Annotated in this window: 19 protein-coding genes; 1 reads left to right on the plus strand and 18 read right to left on the minus strand. The window is 45.3% G+C overall.

What is annotated here, in order from left to right:
• Positions 1-8 precede the first annotated feature (8 nt).
• The 8 genes from lptC (HRU80_12985) to HRU80_13020 all read right to left on the minus strand — a co-directional run bounded on the left by lptC (HRU80_12985) (position 9) and on the right by HRU80_13020 (position 7,569).
• Positions 9-1,397, minus strand: a complete 1,389-nt coding sequence (gene lptC, locus HRU80_12985; protein ID QOJ29737.1) for an LPS export ABC transporter periplasmic protein LptC — start codon at positions 1,395-1,397, stop codon at positions 9-11.
• On the minus strand, positions 1,394-1,924 hold the full coding sequence (gene lptC / locus HRU80_12990) for an LPS export ABC transporter periplasmic protein LptC (GenBank protein QOJ29738.1): 531 nt from the start codon (positions 1,922-1,924) through the stop codon (positions 1,394-1,396). Before lptC (HRU80_12990) ends, lptC (HRU80_12985) begins: the two co-directional genes overlap by 4 nt.
• On the minus strand, positions 1,921-2,898 hold the full coding sequence (locus HRU80_12995; GenBank protein QOJ29739.1) for a KpsF/GutQ family sugar-phosphate isomerase: 978 nt from the start codon (positions 2,896-2,898) through the stop codon (positions 1,921-1,923). Before HRU80_12995 ends, lptC (HRU80_12990) begins: the two co-directional genes overlap by 4 nt.
• Positions 2,895-3,575, minus strand: coding sequence for a hypothetical protein (locus tag HRU80_13000; GenBank protein ID QOJ29740.1), 681 nt, complete (start codon positions 3,573-3,575; stop codon positions 2,895-2,897). The genes HRU80_12995 and HRU80_13000 overlap by 4 nt, the downstream gene beginning before the upstream one ends.
• A 569-nt stretch (positions 3,576-4,144) precedes the next feature.
• Positions 4,145-4,954, minus strand: a complete 810-nt coding sequence (gene kdsA / locus HRU80_13005; GenBank protein ID QOJ29741.1) for a 3-deoxy-8-phosphooctulonate synthase — start codon at positions 4,952-4,954, stop codon at positions 4,145-4,147.
• Complete coding sequence (ruvB, locus tag HRU80_13010) at positions 4,954-5,985, minus strand: Holliday junction branch migration DNA helicase RuvB (GenBank protein ID QOJ29742.1); 1,032 nt, start codon at positions 5,983-5,985, stop codon at positions 4,954-4,956. Before ruvB ends, kdsA begins: the two co-directional genes overlap by 1 nt.
• 6 nt (positions 5,986-5,991) lie before the next feature.
• Positions 5,992-7,089 (minus strand): DUF1624 domain-containing protein, encoded by a 1,098-nt coding sequence (locus tag HRU80_13015; GenBank protein QOJ29743.1) that lies wholly within the window; start codon positions 7,087-7,089, stop codon positions 5,992-5,994.
• A gap of 12 nt (positions 7,090-7,101) precedes the next feature.
• The gene (locus HRU80_13020) at positions 7,102-7,569 is read right to left on the minus strand and encodes a RidA family protein (protein QOJ29744.1); all 468 of its coding nucleotides are present in this window, start codon (positions 7,567-7,569) and stop codon (positions 7,102-7,104) included.
• Between the two features lie 69 nt (positions 7,570-7,638).
• Between HRU80_13020 and mazG the strand changes: the two genes are divergently transcribed.
• Positions 7,639-8,406: a nucleoside triphosphate pyrophosphohydrolase gene (gene mazG / locus HRU80_13025; protein QOJ29745.1), complete on the plus strand. Its 768-nt coding sequence runs from the start codon at positions 7,639-7,641 to the stop codon at positions 8,404-8,406.
• Positions 8,407-8,631: 225 nt separating this feature from the next.
• Here mazG and HRU80_13030 read toward each other — a convergent pair whose 3' ends face one another.
• From HRU80_13030 to HRU80_13075, 10 genes are all read right to left on the minus strand, one after another.
• Positions 8,632-9,597, minus strand: a complete 966-nt coding sequence (locus tag HRU80_13030; GenBank protein QOJ29746.1) for a PhoH family protein — start codon at positions 9,595-9,597, stop codon at positions 8,632-8,634.
• Between the two features lie 81 nt (positions 9,598-9,678).
• Positions 9,679-10,371 carry a LysM peptidoglycan-binding domain-containing protein gene (locus tag HRU80_13035; protein ID QOJ29747.1) on the minus strand — a complete coding sequence of 231 codons (693 nt, stop codon included), beginning with the start codon at positions 10,369-10,371 and terminating at the stop codon, positions 9,679-9,681.
• An 18-nt stretch (positions 10,372-10,389) separates the two neighbouring features.
• On the minus strand, positions 10,390-10,656 hold the full coding sequence (locus tag HRU80_13040; protein QOJ29748.1) for a hypothetical protein: 267 nt from the start codon (positions 10,654-10,656) through the stop codon (positions 10,390-10,392).
• A gap of 247 nt (positions 10,657-10,903) precedes the next feature.
• Positions 10,904-11,638 (minus strand): DNA repair protein RadC, encoded by a 735-nt coding sequence (radC, locus tag HRU80_13045; GenBank protein ID QOJ29749.1) that lies wholly within the window; start codon positions 11,636-11,638, stop codon positions 10,904-10,906.
• A complete protein-coding gene (locus tag HRU80_13050) occupies positions 11,635-13,377 on the minus strand; it encodes an ABC transporter substrate-binding protein (GenBank protein ID QOJ29750.1) in 1,743 nt (580 codons plus the stop codon). Before HRU80_13050 ends, radC begins: the two co-directional genes overlap by 4 nt.
• Positions 13,377-14,222, minus strand: a complete 846-nt coding sequence (locus HRU80_13055) for a tetratricopeptide repeat protein (protein QOJ29751.1) — start codon at positions 14,220-14,222, stop codon at positions 13,377-13,379. Before HRU80_13055 ends, HRU80_13050 begins: the two co-directional genes overlap by 1 nt.
• Positions 14,223-14,284: 62 nt before the next feature.
• Complete coding sequence (gene guaA / locus HRU80_13060) at positions 14,285-15,823, minus strand: glutamine-hydrolyzing GMP synthase (GenBank protein QOJ29752.1); 1,539 nt, start codon at positions 15,821-15,823, stop codon at positions 14,285-14,287.
• Positions 15,824-15,888: 65 nt separating this feature from the next.
• Entirely contained in the window at positions 15,889-16,269 is a 381-nt protein-coding gene (gcvH, locus tag HRU80_13065) for a glycine cleavage system protein GcvH (GenBank protein ID QOJ29753.1), read from the minus strand.
• A gap of 10 nt (positions 16,270-16,279) precedes the next feature.
• Positions 16,280-17,626: an acetyl-CoA carboxylase biotin carboxylase subunit gene (gene accC / locus HRU80_13070; GenBank protein QOJ29754.1), complete on the minus strand. Its 1,347-nt coding sequence runs from the start codon at positions 17,624-17,626 to the stop codon at positions 16,280-16,282.
• 8 nt (positions 17,627-17,634) lie between these two features.
• Complete coding sequence (locus HRU80_13075) at positions 17,635-18,114, minus strand: acetyl-CoA carboxylase biotin carboxyl carrier protein (GenBank protein ID QOJ29755.1); 480 nt, start codon at positions 18,112-18,114, stop codon at positions 17,635-17,637.
• Positions 18,115-18,221: the final 107 nt, after the last annotated feature.

Genomic DNA, 18,221 nt, shown 5'->3' on the forward strand with positions numbered 1-18,221 from the left:
TCACCATATTAATCTTTTTTACCCGGAAGTCTCAGAAGATCACGCTTCTCAGGCCTTCCCTGCCGCAGAAGGAACCCCGGCAGCGTAAATGCTTTTTCATTACCTGCAAGAAGTGTTTCCGGATGATACTCACTTTTCGGCTCACCAAGAAATTTTACCGTCTCAACCTTTTTATCCTTAAATCCTATCCATGCGTTTAATCCGCTCGCTTTAATTACACCGTTCCCGGCTTCATCCTCATAAACATAATAGATACCAAGCACATTCTCAAATATCTCCGTATACGAAAGCTGATTTTCCGCGAAATGCATGCGGATCCTTCTGCCGAGTATCTGATCAAACCTGAATGGATATGCCTCATTCTTCGAAACAAGAAAAGCGTTTGCGTTAATATCAATCCGGCTGATCGCGTTATCGCTCAGGAAGATATATACTGAGTCCCCAGTCAGCTGTGAGTTATCATACCAGAGTACCGGCACCTCCCCCTTCTCACTCGTTTTAAACGTCGTAATCATTTCCGCGGATTTATCATACCGCGTCAGATCATTAACCGAGGCAAAACTCCCCCGGAGTACCTTTACCGAATCCTTTGCTGTAAAAAGCGATATCGTATCCCTGTCAGATTCCATCGTAAAAGATTTTATAATCAGCGTATCAACTGAGAGCAGAGTATCCGCCCCGGCAGCAAAGACACTGTCAATCTGAATAAGCAGCGCGTTCCCTCTTACCATGCTGTATTTGCGCACACGGTAATCCTCCATATAGTCGCCGTTAATCACCGTATTATCTGCCCGGTTCACTAACTGAACATTACCAAAACAATGCGTAATCTGCGTTCTTCTGTCATGCGTCAGACTGTCCGTCCGAATCCGGTTTACACTGTCCTCGAGCACCACATTATACTGCGCCACGGCGAATTCAGTATCACGGAAATACACCAGTTCTTCCGATGTCATCATCGAAAGACTGTCCGAGAGCACCACATTACTCCGGAAGTCCGCTTTGTTTTCCTTAAAAAAATATTCGCCTATTCTGGCAGAAAGAATTACCTTTCCGTCATCAAGTGTTACACCCCGCTCGGAATATGCTCTTCTTTCATTACCGTAATAAAAACCCTCCGGAGTTTTTATCGTAAGATTATTCTGCCTCACTACCACATTCCCGATCAGCCGTGCATTGTTGGCCGCCAGATATTGTATCGCCCGTTCACAGGTGATAACCACATTCCCCTGCGTCAGTACCACGTTCCCCGTAACTTCCCGCACGGCGAATCCGTTTTCCATCCTCCCCGTCAGCTGATCCCCCGTTACACTGATCGGGCCTCCGGTCTGCGGGTATATATAACTAACCGTAAACAGCAGGACAAAAAATATCGAAATTCGTAAACTCAGATTCAAAACGTTGTTATATAGTTAATTTTATATATTACATAATTCCTGATATGCTGATCAGATTCAAACCCGTACCCCTGTATACTCTCATACTTCGAAGTAATAGTCACAAATTTATCAGTCCGTATCTTTGCCTCATTATTCCTCCAGATCAGTTCATCACTTTTCAGCACGACACCGCTGTCATTAACCGCTACCACATTGCCGTAGGCATATAAATCTTTTGTCTCATCATCAATCCTTCCCCTGTCGGCTGTCAATGTCGTCGTCTTCAGCCGCTGTTCATTGTAAAAATCAACTTTCAGCCCCTTTTCAAACAGCGTCTCCTTGTTTTTATAATAGACCCGGATATGACCGGAAGTAATCAGCGTGCGCAGTCCTGTCGTGTCAATCAGCATCACTTCACTGTCCCAGCTCTCCTGATCCGGAAGATCTGCCGGTTTTACCTCCGTATTTACTTCAGGTTTTATCTTCTCCTGATTGCAGCCCGCAAAAAAAATCAGTGAAAAAAACAGCAGAACAAAAGTTCTCATCTGATTTTTAATCCGAGATTAACCAGCTCATGAAGATGAATAATCCCTTCCGGCTTCTGCTCCTCATCCACCACAATCAGCGAGGTTATCTTATAATTTTCCATAAGCTGCAGCGCGCGTGAAGCAAGTATCTCCCTGGTAATTGTTTTTGGTGAACGGTTCATAATATCCTTCGCCTGAAGATGCGTTATCTCCATTGTCTTCTCAAGAAGACGGCGTAAATCTCCGTCGGTAATAATTCCCGAAAGTCTGCCTTCCTCATCCACAACCGCGGTTGTCCCGTATCGCTTGCTCGAAATTTCATAGATAGCATCCTTAAGAGATGTGGTTTCCGATACAACCGGTACATGATCCCCCTTCGCCATAATCTCCTCTAACCGCAGAGAAAGCCGCTTCCCCAGACTCCCCCCCGGATGCAAAGACGCAAAATCCTGTTCAGTAAACCCGCGCATCTCAAGCAGCACTACCGAAAGTGCATCTCCCATGGCAAGAGTTGCCGTCGTTGATGAAGTCGGAGCCAGATCAAACGGACATGCTTCCTCAGTTACATCAATAAACAGATTGATATCCGCTTCCTTTGCCATCTTGGAACTCTCATTCCCCGTCATGCTGATAAGCTTAATCCCAAGCCGCTTCAGCAGAGGTATCAGATGCAGCAGATCTTCAGTCTCACCGCTCTTTGAAATAAGAATAACCACATCCTCTTTCCTCACCATACCCAGATCACCGTGAAACGCATCGGCCGGATGAAGATAAATAGCCGGTGTACCTGTCGAGTTCAGAGTCGCCACAATCTTTCTGGCAATCAGACCCGATTTGCCCATACCGGTCATTACTACCCTGCCGGTGCACGCATATATACACTCTGCTGCTTTTACAAATTCTTCATTTATGCTTCCAAGCAGGCGGGATATCTGCTCCGATTCTATCCGGATAACATCCTTGCCCCGCTTAATAATCTGACGTTCGGTCAATGCTGATTGCCTTTGAATATTCTGTCAAAAAAACCTGATTTCTGTTTCTCCTGGGCGGTTGGAGTAATCTCAAGATGCTCAATCTTCTTGAATAACTTATTGTATTTAATAAACGCCTTAATGATCATCTCGTCACTCACCCCGTCTATGAGAGCAAATATCTCCTTTGGCTTTAAATCCCCCTTCATCCCCGCCACAAACCGGATCTCATTAAGAAGATTGGTCGCCGGGATAATCCGGTTAAACTCCCGCTCGTATTCATGAATCCAGAACTGCCTCTTCTCCCGGTCACAGGCAAGAAGCAGCTTCCCTTTTGTCAGAGTAATCTCCCTTACCCCCTCCCTGCTCCCCGGCAGTTTTTTCCCCGGCTTCCACCGGGATAATGTATATGCTGCATCCCCCTCCTCCGCTTTCTGCGTCATAATATCAAACTCAGCCTGCCCCTCCACCATCGCGTGAAGAAGCAGCTCGGTTCTCGTTCCGTTTTCCATATATACACCGGCCGCAAAAATACTCCCAAGCCCCGAGTGATGCGTGTTAAGAGTTTTCTCCTCCCCAATCACAAGATTTTCATGACCGAACCTCCCGTGCCCTATCACCCACAGCCCCGAAAGCTGCTTATAATAATCATCATAGACGAGGATATCCTCAGGCAGGATGTATCTCAGATACTTCATCTCAGTTTCGGTTAGTCTGCGGGGGTACTGTTCCCTTAATTCAGGCATATGTTTTATAACGGTATCAATATCATTAAATTGAAAAAGCAGAACTTCAGGCAGATGCAGATAAAGCTGACTGACACTGCGTTACTCATTAAACTAAATAGCTCCGGATACATTTCAGGAAAAAATCCGTCAATGCCCTCTCCCATCGCTCCGCAAAATAGCTGATTAAAAAGACTGGAACTCCTCATCAAATCCGCCTCTGCCCCGCCTTAAGATCAGGCGAGTGGGGTGAGAGGATAAAAACAACCAAACCTTATAGAAGAGAACAGTCGCCCAAATTTAATACCCTCCCCTAAAACTGCCAAACTCAAAATCCCCTCCCGCTCCCTAAAACACAAAAACCACCCATCCTCCTCAGTCCCCAAACGCAGCAAATTCCGGTCCCCTAGCTGGTCCCCGAGCGAAGTCGAGCGCCGGTCCCCGAGCGGAGTCGAGGGGAAGTCGAATCTGGTCCCCGAGCGAAGTCGAGGGGAAGTCGAGGGTGGTCCCTGAGCCGGTCCCCGAGCGAAGTCGAGGGGGCCTTACCTATATTTTCTAATAACCATATCAATCTCTTTCAGCTGAACAAGCAGTTCCTCCAGCAGTTTCAGATCAAGCTGGCTGTCCGCGTCACTCATCGCTTTTTTCGGCTCCGGATGCACCTCAAGAAATAACCCATCAATACCTGCGGCCATCGCTGCTCTAGCTAGAGGTTTTATATATTCCGGCTCTCCTGAAGTTTTCCCCCCTGCTCCCGGCAGCTGCACCGAGTGGGTCGCATCCATAATCACCGGATAACCTAGTTTCCTCATCATTATGAAAGAACGCATATCCACCACAAGATTCCCGTAGCCAAATGTCGTTCCCCGCTCTGTCAGCCAGATATTCCTGTTACCCGTTGAGGCAGTCTTTTCTGCAGCGAACTTCATATCCCAAGGCGCCAGAAACTGCCCCTTCTTGATGTTCACTGCTCTTCCTGTTTTTCCCGCCGCAATCAGCAAATCAGTCTGCCGGCAAAGAAATGCAGGTATCTGCAGAACATCTACGTAGGCTGCTGCAAGCGCTGCTTCCTCCGGCGAGTGTACATCCGTCACCACCGGTACACTAAATTTCTCACGAACCTCTTTCAGATACTCCAGCGCCTCAAGATCACCGATGCCGGTGAAGGCCTCAAGACTTGTTCTGTTCGCTTTTTTATAACTCGCCTTGAATATATACGGTATACCAAGCCGCCCCGTTATATCGCAGGCTGCTTCAGCCACCGTAAAAAGCAGTTCCCGTGATTCTACCACGCACGGCCCTGCAAGAAGAAAAAAACTGTTCCGTTTCGTTATTTCTGATATATCCGTCATCACATACCCTCAAATAATCCGCCTGCTGCAAGCGGTTTTTGTTTTCCTAATCGTTTATAACCCAGAGGAGTTACTTCCCTCCCCCTTGGTGTTCTGTTCAAGAATCCCTGCTGAATCAGAAACGGTTCATAGACCTCCTCTATCGTCCCCGCATCCTCATTCACCGCCACTGCAAGAGCATTCAGCCCAACCGGTCCGCCGCTAAATTTCTCAATTATCGTAAGAAGTATATCTTTATCCATCTCATCAAGCCCGTATTCATCCACCTCAAGTGCATTAAGCGCTGTGTTGGCTATCTCCTGATTAATCCGGTCCATATTCTCATAGTCAGCAAAATCCCGCGTTCTCCGGAGAAGCCGGTTCGCTATTCTGGGAGTTCCTCTCGAGCGCTTTGCGATCTCCAGTGCAGCACTCTCTTCGATCTTCACTTCAAGCAGTCCCGCTGAGCGAAGCACAATCGTTTTTAACAGCTCTGCTTCATAATAATCCAGCCGGAACTTAATCCCAAACCTGTCCCTTAGCGGTGAGGTCAGCATCCCCGCCCTTGTAGTCGCGCCTATCAGAGTATATCTCGGTAAACTGATCTGTACGCTTCTCGCGTTTGGTCCAGAGTCAATCATAATATCAATTCTGAAATCCTCCATCGCTGAGTAAAGAAATTCCTCTACCACAGGGCTCAGTCGGTGTATCTCATCAATAAAAAGCACCCCCCCTTCCTCAAGATTGGTCAGAACCCCGGCCAGATCTCCCGGCTTTTCAAGCACCGGTCCGGATGTAACCTTAATCGGTTTATCCATCTCATGTGCCACGATGTTTGCAAGAGTAGTCTTTCCCAGTCCCGGAGGCCCAGTCAATAGCATATGATCAAGCGCTTCCCCCCTCTTGCGGGCTGCTCCGATAAATACTTTCAGATTATTTACAATTTTTTCCTGCCCTTTGAACTCATGCAGCCGTGAGGGCCTCAGCGCTGAATCAATCTGTATATCCTCATTAAGAGGATCAGGCGTGGTGGTTTTTGATTTTCTGCTCACAAAGTTCTACGATGTTACAAGCTGTCTGTTTTTGAAATTCAGTTTATTAAAGATTATCACCATGGCTATCATTAAACCAAACATTACTAAGGCGGCTGTCACCGTTTCAAGTGGAGTAAACGTATATCCAACAAACCGGTTAATCCCCGCGCTCCACGGACTGCCGTAAAGTATTACCAGATGAACTACATAAATAATCAGCGTGTTTCTTCCAAGCAGAACAATGACCTTGGGTATATTCCTCACGCCAATTGAAATAAAAATAAAAAGTGCCGTTACGATCAGCACCAGACCAAGCCGTAAAAATACCAGCGCCGGACTGTGCATCCAGAAGGTCGAGTTTCCTGTAATATATACCTCTGCCAGTTCAGAAAGGAGTGCGGCCAGAAGCATCACCATCCCTGAGACCGATACCGTCACCCCCAGGTTCCTCTCCTGCTGTATCCTCCCCGCCTTTGCAAGATAACTCCCTAAAATTCCGCCTGCCAGTATATACGCCAGCCACGGAAATATCGTGAAAAGCGAACCATGATCCATATACAGATAATTCGCCGCTGATAATGGAAGATAATCCGTCCACGAAATATTAAGTACCACCGGTGCCAAAAAAGTCGTAATCAGCACTCCCGTTCCCAGCAGGTAAATATCTTTAATTTTGAACCGTTCAGCCAGATACAGGTACAACAGTAAAAAAAGAAGTCCGAAGGATATTATCTGCAAAACATCAGCGGCAAAAAACAGCTCCCATTTCTTCTCCGGCACATCCAAAATATAAAGCGGATTTCCCGTCGGGAGTTTTATCAGATATCCCGTAAACAGCAGAAGCATCGCACGCTTGAATCCTTTAGCAAAACGGGGATTATCCGTAAAGCCTGAGGACTGTATCCTGAACAGATACGTAAACGTTGTTCCTGCCGTAAACATAAAAAGCGGTGCTGTCATCCCCCGGTTAAAATTCCAGATACCGTACAGCAGATAATCTAATGAACGGTAATCTTTGCTCAGAAGCACATCTATCGTATGCCCCTGAACCATATTCAGCACAGCGAAAGCCCGGATTAAATCCAGGAATATCACCCGGTTTCTCTTAGCCGTCTGAGTCATAGGTCTGAATTATCAGTTAAGCGGTTTAAGCTTAACCGTCATCTCAATTTCAACAGAAGAGTTCTTCGGAAGACCGGCTGCCCCTACTGCCGAACGCACATGTTTTCCCTTCTCTCCGAAAATCTTCTCAAGCAGCTCCGAAGCCCCGTTTGCTATCATCGGCTGATCGCCGAATCCCGCGGCTGAATTAACAAATACCGTCAGCTTTATAATCCGGTCAATTGCATCCAGAGAACCCGTAAGTCCCTTAATGGCAGCCAGACAGTTCAAACAGCAGATTTCGGCTGCTTTCCTGGCATCCTCAGCGCTCAGCTCCGTGGGCACCTGACCAGTATAAAGTATCACTCCATCCTGAAGAGGCACCTGACCGGATGTAAATACCAGATCTCCGGTCTGTATGGCTGGAATATATGCTGCAAGAGGTTTGGCGGGTTCCGGAACGGCAAGCCCCAATGCCTTAATTTTTTCTTCTATTATCATCTGTCTTCTTTTCCTATTTTAAATGCTGTTTTGAAGAGAATTCAGTGAACATCCCGCAGGATATTTTGAATGTCTGAAGTTAAATTTAACGAATTTATCGCTATCGTGAAACGCCTCCGCAAAGAATGTCCGTGGGACAGGGAGCAGACTAACGATTCAATTAAAGCCAATACCCTTGAAGAGGCCTATGAAGTAGTCCATGCAATTGATGAGGGAAATTATTCCGAACTCAAAAAAGAACTCGGTGACTTGCTCCTCCATGTAGTCTTCCATACTATTATGGCAGAAGAAAAGAAAGAGTTTACCATTGATGATGTAATAGATTCCATCACGGAAAAACTCATCAGGCGGCATCCGCATGTCTTTGGCGAAACTGAAGTCAGCGGTTCCTCCGAAGTCAAAAAAAACTGGGAAACCATTAAACTTGCTGAAGGAAGAACTTCTCTTTTGGAAGGAATACCTTCGGACCTCCCCGCCCTTCTCAAAGCCCACCGCATTCAGGAAAAGGCATCTAAAGTCGGATTCGACTGGTCTCACAAAGATGAAGTCTGGAAAAAAGTAACTGAGGAAATTTCAGAATTACACGAAGCCGAAGAAAAGGGAAACAAAGAAAAAACAGAGGAAGAGTTCGGAGACCTCCTGTTTGCGCTGGCAAATTACTCCCGGTTCATTCACGTTAACCCGGAAGATGCTTTGCGGAAATCAACCGCAAAGTTTATTAGACGATTCAGATATATAGAGGATGAGCTCCGAAAAAAAGATATCCCTCTGCCTGAAGCCGGTCTCAAACTGATGGATGAACTCTGGGAAGAAAGCAAGAAAAAAGAAGTATCCTGAACCGATATATATCACCCCGCACGCACACCACCATCTTTCCCATGTCGCTCTCGGTGCTTGCCCTTTCGTAAACGATGGCCGGTTCCAGCGCTTGCCCCGACGCAGTCGGGGTAGTCGAGGGGCGGTCCCCGAGCCGGTCCCCGAGCGGAGCCGAGGGGTAGTCGAGGGGTTCCCCTAACTAAATCAATCGAGCATCAGCTCTGAAAAAAAACAGAAAAAAAGAAATTACTTTAAAATCTTCTTATCCTGATACTTCTCATATGCGTCAATAATATCCTTCACCAGTTTATGGCGCACAACATCGGACTTCTCAAAGTATATAAACCCAACGCCCTCTATCCCCTGAAGGATTTCCTGCGCTTTAATCAGCCCGCTTGCGGTTTTTGTCGGCAGGTCAATCTGAGTTATATCACCGGTGATTATGGAGCGCGAATTTGCCCCGAGCCGTGTAAGAAACATCTTCATCTGCGTGTCAGTGGAGTTTTGCGCCTCATCAAGAATAACGAATGCATTATTCAGCGTTCTTCCGCGCATATACGCAAGAGGGACAATTTCAATAATCCCTTTCTCTATATATGACTTCAGCTTTTCCGTGGGCAGCATATCATCAAGTGCATCGTATAACGGCCGTAAATAGGGATCAATTTTTTCCCTGAAATCTCCCGGCAGAAACCCGAGGCTTTCACCTGCTTCAACCGCCGGACGCGCCAGCACGATCTTCTTTACGAATCCGTTTTTTAGTGCACTCACGGCAAAGGCAACAGCCAGATACGTTTTTCCGGTACCCGCCGGCCCGATCGCAAAACAGATATCATTCCTCCGCGCCATCTGCAGATAAGCAATCTGCCCGGGTGTTTTCGCTTTAATAACATCATTCTTTGTGTAAAGAATAATGGAGTCAAAGTCCTTATCATTTACCATCTCCTTCCCCTTGCCCACCAGCTCAACAATCATAGCCACATCCCGCTCGGAGAGTTCCCCTTTGGTATTCAGGACAAAGGCCATCTCCTTAAGCAGTTTCTCCACAATTTCTACTTCCTGCTGCACTCCGCGTATCAGCAGAGATTCCCCGCGCGCAATCAGCGTGGTGTTGTAGCGGTTCTCAAGAAGACGAAGGTTGGTGTCGTTAAAGCCAAAAAAGGTGAGAAGATTTATTCCCTCAAGGGAAAAACGTTTTTCAAACTCAGCCATATATACCTTTAAAAATAAAAAGCCCCGGCTGCCGGTTAAGGCAGCCAAGGCATATATACTTATCTGACGTGAGAGGTCAAATTACTGCACTGGTGCAGGCTTATAGTTCCTTCTCAGTTTGTCATACTTTTCTTTTTCATCAGCGGTCAGAGCCGGAATGGTGAAGACCTGCTTCGGATAAATCAGATCAGGATTCTTGATCTGATCTCTGTTTGCCTGGTAAATCTTCGGCCATGCAAAGCCGTTGCCGTAGAATTCTTTTCTGCGTGCGATAAACCAGAGGCAGTCACCTTTTACTACAGTGTAGTTATTATCTGCTTCAACTTTAGCGGTTTCTTCTACCCAGTCATTCAGCATCTTCTGCATCTGATTGTGTACTCTGTCATAGAACTCAGGAAGCGCGCTGATTTTGTTAGCTTTCAGTGCATCAAGATCTTTCTGTCTGTCAGCCTTAGGGCCTTCTTTTCTTCTGATCTTTCCTTCGAGCTCATTTACTGCTTTACGGAAATTATCAACTTCAGCTTTTTTAGCACCAACGAGTGCATAAGCATCATCCATACAGTCTTCAAATGACTGCATTTTTGAAAGCTGATTGTTGAGATTGCTGATATCAGAGTTAAGTGTCTCAATCTCTTTCTGGAGTGAGGTTACTTTTGCTCTGTTTTTGTCCATTTCGTTCTGCCACTCTTCAACTGTCATCTCTTTATTCTGAGCATAGAGATTCAGGCTTAAAGCGAGTACGAAAACAAATGCAAACATTCTATTGAATTTCATGTTTTTTCCTCACTTTCCTTACTTATTCAGTTTCTGTAAATTAGCCTGAGTTTCCTGCTTAATCTTAGCGCACTCTTCAAGCTTTTTGTTTTTATCAGAGATTTCTTTCTCCAGTCTTGCTCTCTGTTCTTTCAGGCTGTTCACCTGCTTTTCAAGGGAGCTGACTTCGTTTTTGATAGACTGGAGCTGAGCTAACTGTTCTTCAGTAACTCCGCCGCAACCTGCAAAGAAGGAAGAAATTCCGAAAACACCTACCATAGCGATCGTTCTCAGAGATTTTCTCATCGTTGGATTCCTCCGTTTAGTTGATTAAATAATTACGATTTTTTTAAATTCTTATCTAATAACCGGCTGGAAAACCGGGTACAACTGTTAAAAAACAGAAATAGTCCCACAAATATAAGATGACTTACCCGCAGAGTCAATTTAAATCGGTCATCCCCCCCCTATTTCTGCCATTTTATGCTATTCTTACCCTGTATGACGATGACCTGAACTAAATGTTTCCGGCCCCTCAAAAAAATTAAAGAAATCAGATTTTTGTCAGATAATCGTGAACATCCGTAATCAGTCCCTTGGCCGCAAAACTGGTATAACTGTTACCCGCAATAATGATATGATCCAGCACCTTAATCGAAAAAATCTGTCCCGCTTTAACCAGCCGGTCAGTAATAGCAATATCTGCTTTGCTGGGCTCAGTATTTCCGCTGGGATGATTATGCAGCAAAATGATGGATTTTGCGCTATTTTCCACCGCGAACTTAAATACCTCCCGGGGGTGAACCACGCTGGCATCAAGATGTCCGGATGAGATCATTTTACTTGAGATGATGCTGTTGGCTGCATTGAGGGCAATTACGTAAAATTTCTCAACCATCTCATTTCTAAGCTCAGAACTGAACTTGTTCACGATGTACTCAGGTGAGGTCACTCTTATATTCGGATCTTCATAGCGTTCATCCGGTTTAAGGCGGCGGGCTATCTCAAAGGCCGCAAGAAGTGTGGCTGCCTTATCCGCTCCAATACCCTTATGCTCGGTGAGTTTCTGCGATGTTCTGACCTGTGAAAGAATTGTCAGATTCTTATGTTCAAGAATCAGCCCTCTGGCGAGATCAAGCACGGATTTGTTCTTAGTCCCTGTTCTGATCAGAATCGCGAGCAGTTCGGATTCGGAAAGTTTATCAGCGCCATACTTCAGGAGTTTTTCTCTGGGTTTATCATCCTCAGGAAAATCCCGGAACTTTAGCGGTTCATCACTTCCGTTCATCGGCTCACCCTGAACCGGTCAATTAGTTCGAAACCTCCGTTCTTATACCGGAAGAATATCATATAACGGTTTGTTCTGCCGTCACCAAAACTGAGAGAATTATGGAAGCCGTCAAAACTGGTTTCCTTTTTAAGTGCTTCGGTTAGATTTTCATCTTTGTGCTTCTGGACCAGAGGGAGCAAACCTGCCATGAGGTCGTAGCCGTAAAAGTGATTACGGAGTGGTTCATCACCGGTAAGGTCGTAAAACTGTTTAGCAAACTGCTGATATGCAGGTGAGGCGTATTCTACAAAATAGTCAGATGAAATTACCATATTATCTGTAAGCTGCTGGTTAAGTGCCAGTTCCTTTATGGAAAACCAATCCTGATTTCCGTACAGATTCATCTTAAAACTGGTTCTGGTAAAGGCATTATTCAGAACGGAAATGAACTTTTTATCCGCAAAGGGAAAGAACAAACCCTCCGTTCCTGCCGTGCTCTGGACCGCCAGATTAGCGGTAATGGACTGAATCTCACTGCCTGTGGAAGAGACCGGTTCGAAGAGCGTTACTCTGCCGCCAAGTTTTTCAAACTCCCTCCGGAAAGAGAACGCAATAAGCGATGCATAGGTCTGATCCTGATAGACTACCGCTATTCTTCTTTTCCCCTCGGTATATACCAGATACTGTGCCATTGATTCCCCCCTGATTGAGAAAGAAGGATTTGCCTGAAAAAACCTTTGATGAGAAATGGTAAGACTGTCGTCAGTTGCGGTAGGAGAGATTACCGGAACATCAAGATCATGCAATAGATAACACAGAGTGTTGGTTTCACTGCTGAAAAGTGAACCAATAACCGCCTTCAGCCCCTCAATCTGCTTAATTTCCGAAGCGATGCGGATTAGCTCGGAGTTTTCTCCTCTGGTATCATATATAACAATTCCGATATTGGAATCATTACTACGGTTAAATTCATCAACAGCAAACTGTATACCGCCAAGCACCTGTGTACCGGCCGTATTGGGCTCTCCGGTCTCGGGATTGGTCAGGGGCAGCACAACTGCTAATACACCAATCCGGGCTTCCGCCTCACCGCCGAAAATTTCCTTAAATGTTACCAGAATTTCAGATGTCTTTTCATGCACGAAAGATCCGGGAGGAGTCTGAATAATATCCAGCAGCAGTTTATGTGCCTGTTCAGCACTTCCCGTATGTATGAGTTTTTCGGCAAGTGCCAGTATTAAAAAAGGTGCTTCTTTACTGCCGCTGTAGGATTCCGCCTTTCCTCGTATATATTGCTCATCAATAAAATAGATGGAAAGATTTTCAAGATTATTGAAAAAGGCAACCGTATCTTCACCTCCTGATAAGAAAGGGAATGAACTGAGGAGAAGGTCAAAAGACTTATTGAATTCTGTCAGATTATAAGAAACTTCACTCCCCAGAAAGAACCATTCTTTTTTCAGCGGTTTTTCAAGACGTGAAGTATCAATTCCTGCAAGAATACCTGCTGCTTCATTATATTTTTTTGTCTGTAGATGGTACCTGGCAAATAGGAGAGAAGCGGAAGATGATACCGGCGCGGAATCGGATTTTCTGAGTAATTCAATAATTGGCAAAGCTTCGGCGTATCTTGCCTCACGAAGATATCCGGAAACCTGCAGAAGTCTGGCAGCATCTGCAGAATCAACCTGTAGATTCTGTCCGCTGAGAAATGCCGGTATCAGAATCAAAAAAAGTAAGAATATAAAATTTTTCATCAATATTTTCTTGCTATTATTTCCAGAGCATGTTTTGCTTTTACATTATCGGGATCACCGGCTAAAATTTCAAGGTATTTACGCCGGGCATGTGCATACTTCTTTGCATGCAGCAAACCTTCGGCCTGCCAATGAATAATTCTATTCTTCACCGTCTGAGAAGGATTATCAGCGACTGACTCATATTGCTGAATGAGTTTTAATGCTGCCTGACCCTCCCTGTTCTGAAGCAGAACAGATATCGCCAAGGCAAGCATTTTCCTGTTTTCGGGCAGCAGTTCAAGAGCTTTCTTAGCCGCCTGAAGCGCATGCTCAGGCATGCCGCATTTCACATACATATATGTCAGCTGCCGGGCGACCCGCGGGTTATCCGGAAACAGATCTGACAGGCTTTCTATCAGAGGAAGCCCCTCATGGTGCATTCCGGTCTTTGCGTATACAAGTGATAAAAAGTAATATGCAACAGAGTGTATTCCCTTTTCTTCATTTCTTCTGATGTAATATTCTAGATATTTTCTGGCTGCCGTCAGCCGGCCGGCTCTGAATGAACAATAACCACTGAGCAGAGCGAGATTGGGAAATCTGGTGATGCCAAGGGAACGAAAGACTTTGAGCGCTTTTATCCATTTCTTATGGTGAAAAAGAAATCTGCCATAGGAAAGGACAATCCAGTCATCATCAGGATTTGAATCCAGATAATCAAGATAAGCATCATTAGCCCGGCCGATTTTCCCCTGCCGTATATAATATTCTATCAGAAGTTCTGTAATCCTGAATTCATCCGGAAATTCGATACCGGCCTTTTCTAAAAGCTGATAGGCATGCAACATATCCCCGGAATCCATTAAATTCCGGATCTTTTTTACCTCATGATCAAGCTTATAATTAGGAGCAGGTTTAAGCCGGATTATTCCCATTCAATAGTCGCCGGTGGTTTTGAACTGATATCGTAGACAACCCGGTTAATTCCTTTGACCGAATTGATAATCTGATTTGAAACATCCGCAAGAAATTCACCATCAAAACGGAACCAGTCTGCAGTCATACCATCTTGTGATGTCACCGCCCTGAGAGCAAGAACATTCTCATAGGTACGGGCGTCACCCATTACACCCACTGACTGTACCGGCAGGAGCACTGCAAAGGCCTGCCATATCTGATTATATAAACCCGCTCTTTTGAGAGATGATATATAAATATCATCCGCATCCCTCAGAACACTAAGTTTTTCCTCCGTTATATCTCCGAGAATTCTTACAGCCAATCCCGGACCCGGGAAGGGATGCCGCTCCAGGAAATCAGCAGGGATACCGAGTTCTGACCCAATCAATCGCACCTCATCCTTAAAGAGCTCTCTGAAAGGTTCGATCAGTTTAAGGTTCATTTTTTCAGGAAGACCGCCGACGTTATGATGGGTTTTAATTTTGTGAGAGGTGCCGCGCAGTGAAACAGATTCAATTACATCCGGATACAGCGTACCTTGCACAAGATACTCTATTTCACCTGCCTTTTTTGCTTCATGCTCGAAAATTTCGATAAACGTATTCCCGATAATTTTTCGCTTTTTTTCGGGATCGGAGATTCCGGCAAGCCGTGAGAGGAAGACATCCGCTGCATGGACAAACGAAACATGAAGATCAAGTTGTTCGTTAAATAGCTTTAGTATCTGGCTGCTCTCATTCTTGCGCATCAGCCCGGTGTCAATATGAAAACAAAGCAGATTCTCACCAATGGCTTTTTTCATCAGCACCGCTGCCACGGTGGAATCAACACCGCCGCTAAGAGCGAGCACCACTTTTTTACCTCCGGTTTTTTCCCGGATTGACTCAACAGCATGAGAGATAAAATTGCCCGGAGTCCAGTCAGGTTCACAATTACAGATATTGAATACAAAATTGCTGATTAAGCGGAGTCCCCCTGCAGTGTGATGCACTTCCGGATGGAACTGCACTCCGTATATACGATCCGCATCATTGGCTATAACGCAATGAGGGGTGTTATCCGTTGAAGCAATATTGATATATCCGCCGGGAATAGCAGTTACTTTATCTCCATGGCTCATCCATACCGCTGAACCGTTATCCAGAGACTGTAATAACGGATGCTGCTGTTCTACTGAGAGAATTGCCTTACCATATTCTCTTGCACCGTCACTCTCAACCACTCCGCCGTTGAGGTGGCAGATCAGCTGCAGACCATAACAAATACCAAGAACCGGTATACCCTCTGTAAAAATTCGCTTATCAATTAGAGGAGAGCCCTCATCATACACGCTCACCGGACCGCCGGAAAGAATGATTCCTGCGGTATCCTTCAGAGGAAGTTTTTCATAAGGCATTGTTGCCGGAACAATTTCCGAAAAGACCTTCAGTTCGCGGACCCGCCTGGTTATCAGCTGAGTGAACTGCGAACCAAAATCAATAATCAGTATTTTTCTGGAGCTCATGATGAGTTAGGTAAGTAAAGTCTATAAACAAAACTGCCGGACTATCAGCCCGGCAGTCAATCAAATCAGTTGCCAGTCAGAGCAGCGTAGGTGCTGCTGTCAAGCAGTTCCCCCAATTCTGAAGTATTGGTGATTTCAATTTTAATCATCCATCCTTCTCCGTAGGGGTCTGAGTTTACCTTGTCAGGGTTATTATTCAGATTCTGATTAATCTCCAGCACTTTGCCTGAGCAGGGTGCGTAGAGATCTGAAACAGTTTTAACCGCTTCGATTGATCCGAATATCTCACCTGATTTCAGTTCGGTCAGTGAAGGATTTATATCAACGAAAACAACATCACCAAGCTCGCCCTGAGCATATTCTGTAATGCCGATTACACCGGTATTGCCTTCAATTCTGATCCACTCGTGGTCTTTTGTATATTTTAATTCTGACGGGAAATTCATATCTGCTCCGTTAATTCGATTTGTTCTTGAGAAATTTGTCCAGGAATGAAGTATCAAAGTTGCCTGAAAGGAATCGCTCGTCCTGCAATACTTCAAGGTGGAATGGAATGGTGGTCTTGATGTCTTCAACCGTGAATTCTTCCAGAGCACGTCTTGCTTTTGCAATAGCACGCTGGCGGTCTTTACCCCAGACGATCAGTTTCGCAACCATTGAATCATAATAAGGAGGAATAACATAGGATTGATATATATGTGAATCAATTCTTACGCCCATACCGCCGGGAAAATGAAGTGAATCAATTTTACCGGGAGACGGACGGAAATTGTGATCAGGGTCTTCAGCATTTATTCTGAATTCTATTGCATGACCTCTCGGTTCCCCCGGTGAAGAATGCAGTTTTTCTCCCATGGCTACCAATATCTGCTCCCTGATAAGATCAACATCGTAAATCATCTCCGTAACAGGATGTTCTACCTGTATACGTGTGTTCATCTCCATAAAATAAAAGTTCTTATGCTTGTCAACCAGGAACTCGATCGTACCGGCTCCTTCATAGTTAACCGCTTTTGCGCCGAGTACAGCCGCTTCACCCATTCGTCTTCTGAGGTCTGCGTCCACAATGGGAGAAGGAGCCTCTTCAATCAGTTTCTGATGCCTTCTCTGCACAGAGCAGTCTCGCTCTCCGTAATGATACACATTTCCGTGTGAGTCCCCCATCACCTGGATTTCAATGTGGCGCGGTTCTTCGATGTATTTTTCGATATAAATATCAGGATTTCCGAACGCTGCCTCTGCTTCGGTGCGTGCCATCTGATAAGCATTTTCAAGCTCTCCTTCTTCAAGGACCACACGCATTCCCTTTCCGCCGCCGCCTGCCACTGCTTTGATAATGACGGGAAGTCCCATCTCCTGGGCAACTTTTCTTGCGGTCTGTAAATCGGGCACAACACCATCGCTGCCGGGAATGACCGGAACGCCATTACGTTTCATGGTGTCCTTTGCGATTGCTTTATCCCCCATCATATTGATCATGTGGGGAGAAGGTCCGATAAACTTAATGCCGGAATCAGTACAGATTTCAGAGAAATTTGCATTCTCAGAAAGAAATCCATACCCGGGATGAATCGCATCAGCTCCGGTGATCTGAGCGGCAGAAATCAGAAGAGGAATTTTAAGATAGCTTTCTTTACTCTGAGGAGGTCCGATGCACACTGCTTCATCAGCAAACGTTACATGGAGTGAATTCCTGTCTGCTTCAGAATAAACGGCTACCGTTTTAATTCCTAACTCTTTGCAGGTTCTGATAACCCTGAGGGCAATTTCGCCTCTGTTTGCAATCAGTATTTTTTTAAACATTTACCGGCTCAAATCTCAATAAGGAAGAGCGGCTGATTGTATTCCACCGGCTTGCCATTTTCAACAAGAATTTTTACTACTTTGCCGGAAACATCAGACTCAATTTCGTTCATGAGCTTCATTGCCTCCACGATGCAAAGAACCTGACCAACAGAAACTTCATCACCAACTTTTGCGTAAGAATCAGCATCAGGAGCAGGAGCGCGATAAAACGTACCGACTATTGGTGACTTAACTTCATGCAGATTGGAGGGAAGGTTTTCTTTTGGTTTTGGAGAAACTGCCGGTTCCTCGGCAGGTCTCAGATGGGCATGCTGTGAGGCAACAGGCACCGGAAACTGAGCAGCGGGATGCTGAGGAACAGCCATATGAACAGCACCGGTATTTTTCGAAATTTTAATCCTGCTGTTTTCCTCTTCAATTTCCAGCTCGGTGATGCTGCTGTCTTCAACAATTTTAACAATTTTTTTTAGGAGATTAATATCCATGTTGATGCCCTGCAAATAATTTAAACATGAAACAAGAGAAATGGCAAAATACACAATTTTGCCATTTTTCTCATTTATTTAATAAAACAGGTACAAAAGTAACAAAA

It is taken from the genome of Ignavibacteriales bacterium, from assembly GCA_015709675.1.
Taxonomy (GTDB): Bacteria; Bacteroidota; Ignavibacteria; order Ignavibacteriales; family Ignavibacteriaceae; genus H2-BAC3.

What these genes read in the sequence shown, in the direction of transcription:
- lptC (QOJ29738.1), bottom strand. Translation starts at nt 1,924, where the DNA reads ATGAGAACTTTTGTTCTGCTGTTTTTTTCACTGATTTTTTTTGCGGGC.
- HRU80_13000 (QOJ29740.1), bottom strand. Translation starts at nt 3,575, where the DNA reads ATGAAGTATCTGAGATACATCCTGCCTGAGGATATCCTCGTCTATGAT.
- kdsA (QOJ29741.1), bottom strand. Translation starts at nt 4,954, where the DNA reads ATGACGGATATATCAGAAATAACGAAACGGAACAGTTTTTTTCTTCTT.
- HRU80_13015 (QOJ29743.1), bottom strand. Translation starts at nt 7,089, where the DNA reads ATGACTCAGACGGCTAAGAGAAACCGGGTGATATTCCTGGATTTAATC.
- HRU80_13020 (QOJ29744.1), bottom strand. Translation starts at nt 7,569, where the DNA reads ATGATAATAGAAGAAAAAATTAAGGCATTGGGGCTTGCCGTTCCGGAA.
- mazG (QOJ29745.1), top strand. Translation starts at nt 7,639, where the DNA reads ATGTCTGAAGTTAAATTTAACGAATTTATCGCTATCGTGAAACGCCTC.
- HRU80_13030 (QOJ29746.1), bottom strand. Translation starts at nt 9,597, where the DNA reads ATGGCTGAGTTTGAAAAACGTTTTTCCCTTGAGGGAATAAATCTTCTC.
- HRU80_13035 (QOJ29747.1), bottom strand. Translation starts at nt 10,371, where the DNA reads ATGAAATTCAATAGAATGTTTGCATTTGTTTTCGTACTCGCTTTAAGC.
- HRU80_13040 (QOJ29748.1), bottom strand. Translation starts at nt 10,656, where the DNA reads ATGAGAAAATCTCTGAGAACGATCGCTATGGTAGGTGTTTTCGGAATT.
- radC (QOJ29749.1), bottom strand. Translation starts at nt 11,638, where the DNA reads ATGAACGGAAGTGATGAACCGCTAAAGTTCCGGGATTTTCCTGAGGAT.
- HRU80_13050 (QOJ29750.1), bottom strand. Translation starts at nt 13,377, where the DNA reads ATGAAAAATTTTATATTCTTACTTTTTTTGATTCTGATACCGGCATTT.
- HRU80_13055 (QOJ29751.1), bottom strand. Translation starts at nt 14,222, where the DNA reads ATGGATTCCGGGGATATGTTGCATGCCTATCAGCTTTTAGAAAAGGCC.
- guaA (QOJ29752.1), bottom strand. Translation starts at nt 15,823, where the DNA reads ATGAGCTCCAGAAAAATACTGATTATTGATTTTGGTTCGCAGTTCACT.
- gcvH (QOJ29753.1), bottom strand. Translation starts at nt 16,269, where the DNA reads ATGAATTTCCCGTCAGAATTAAAATATACAAAAGACCACGAGTGGATC.
- accC (QOJ29754.1), bottom strand. Translation starts at nt 17,626, where the DNA reads ATGTTTAAAAAAATACTGATTGCAAACAGAGGCGAAATTGCCCTCAGG.
- HRU80_13075 (QOJ29755.1), bottom strand. Translation starts at nt 18,114, where the DNA reads ATGGATATTAATCTCCTAAAAAAAATTGTTAAAATTGTTGAAGACAGC.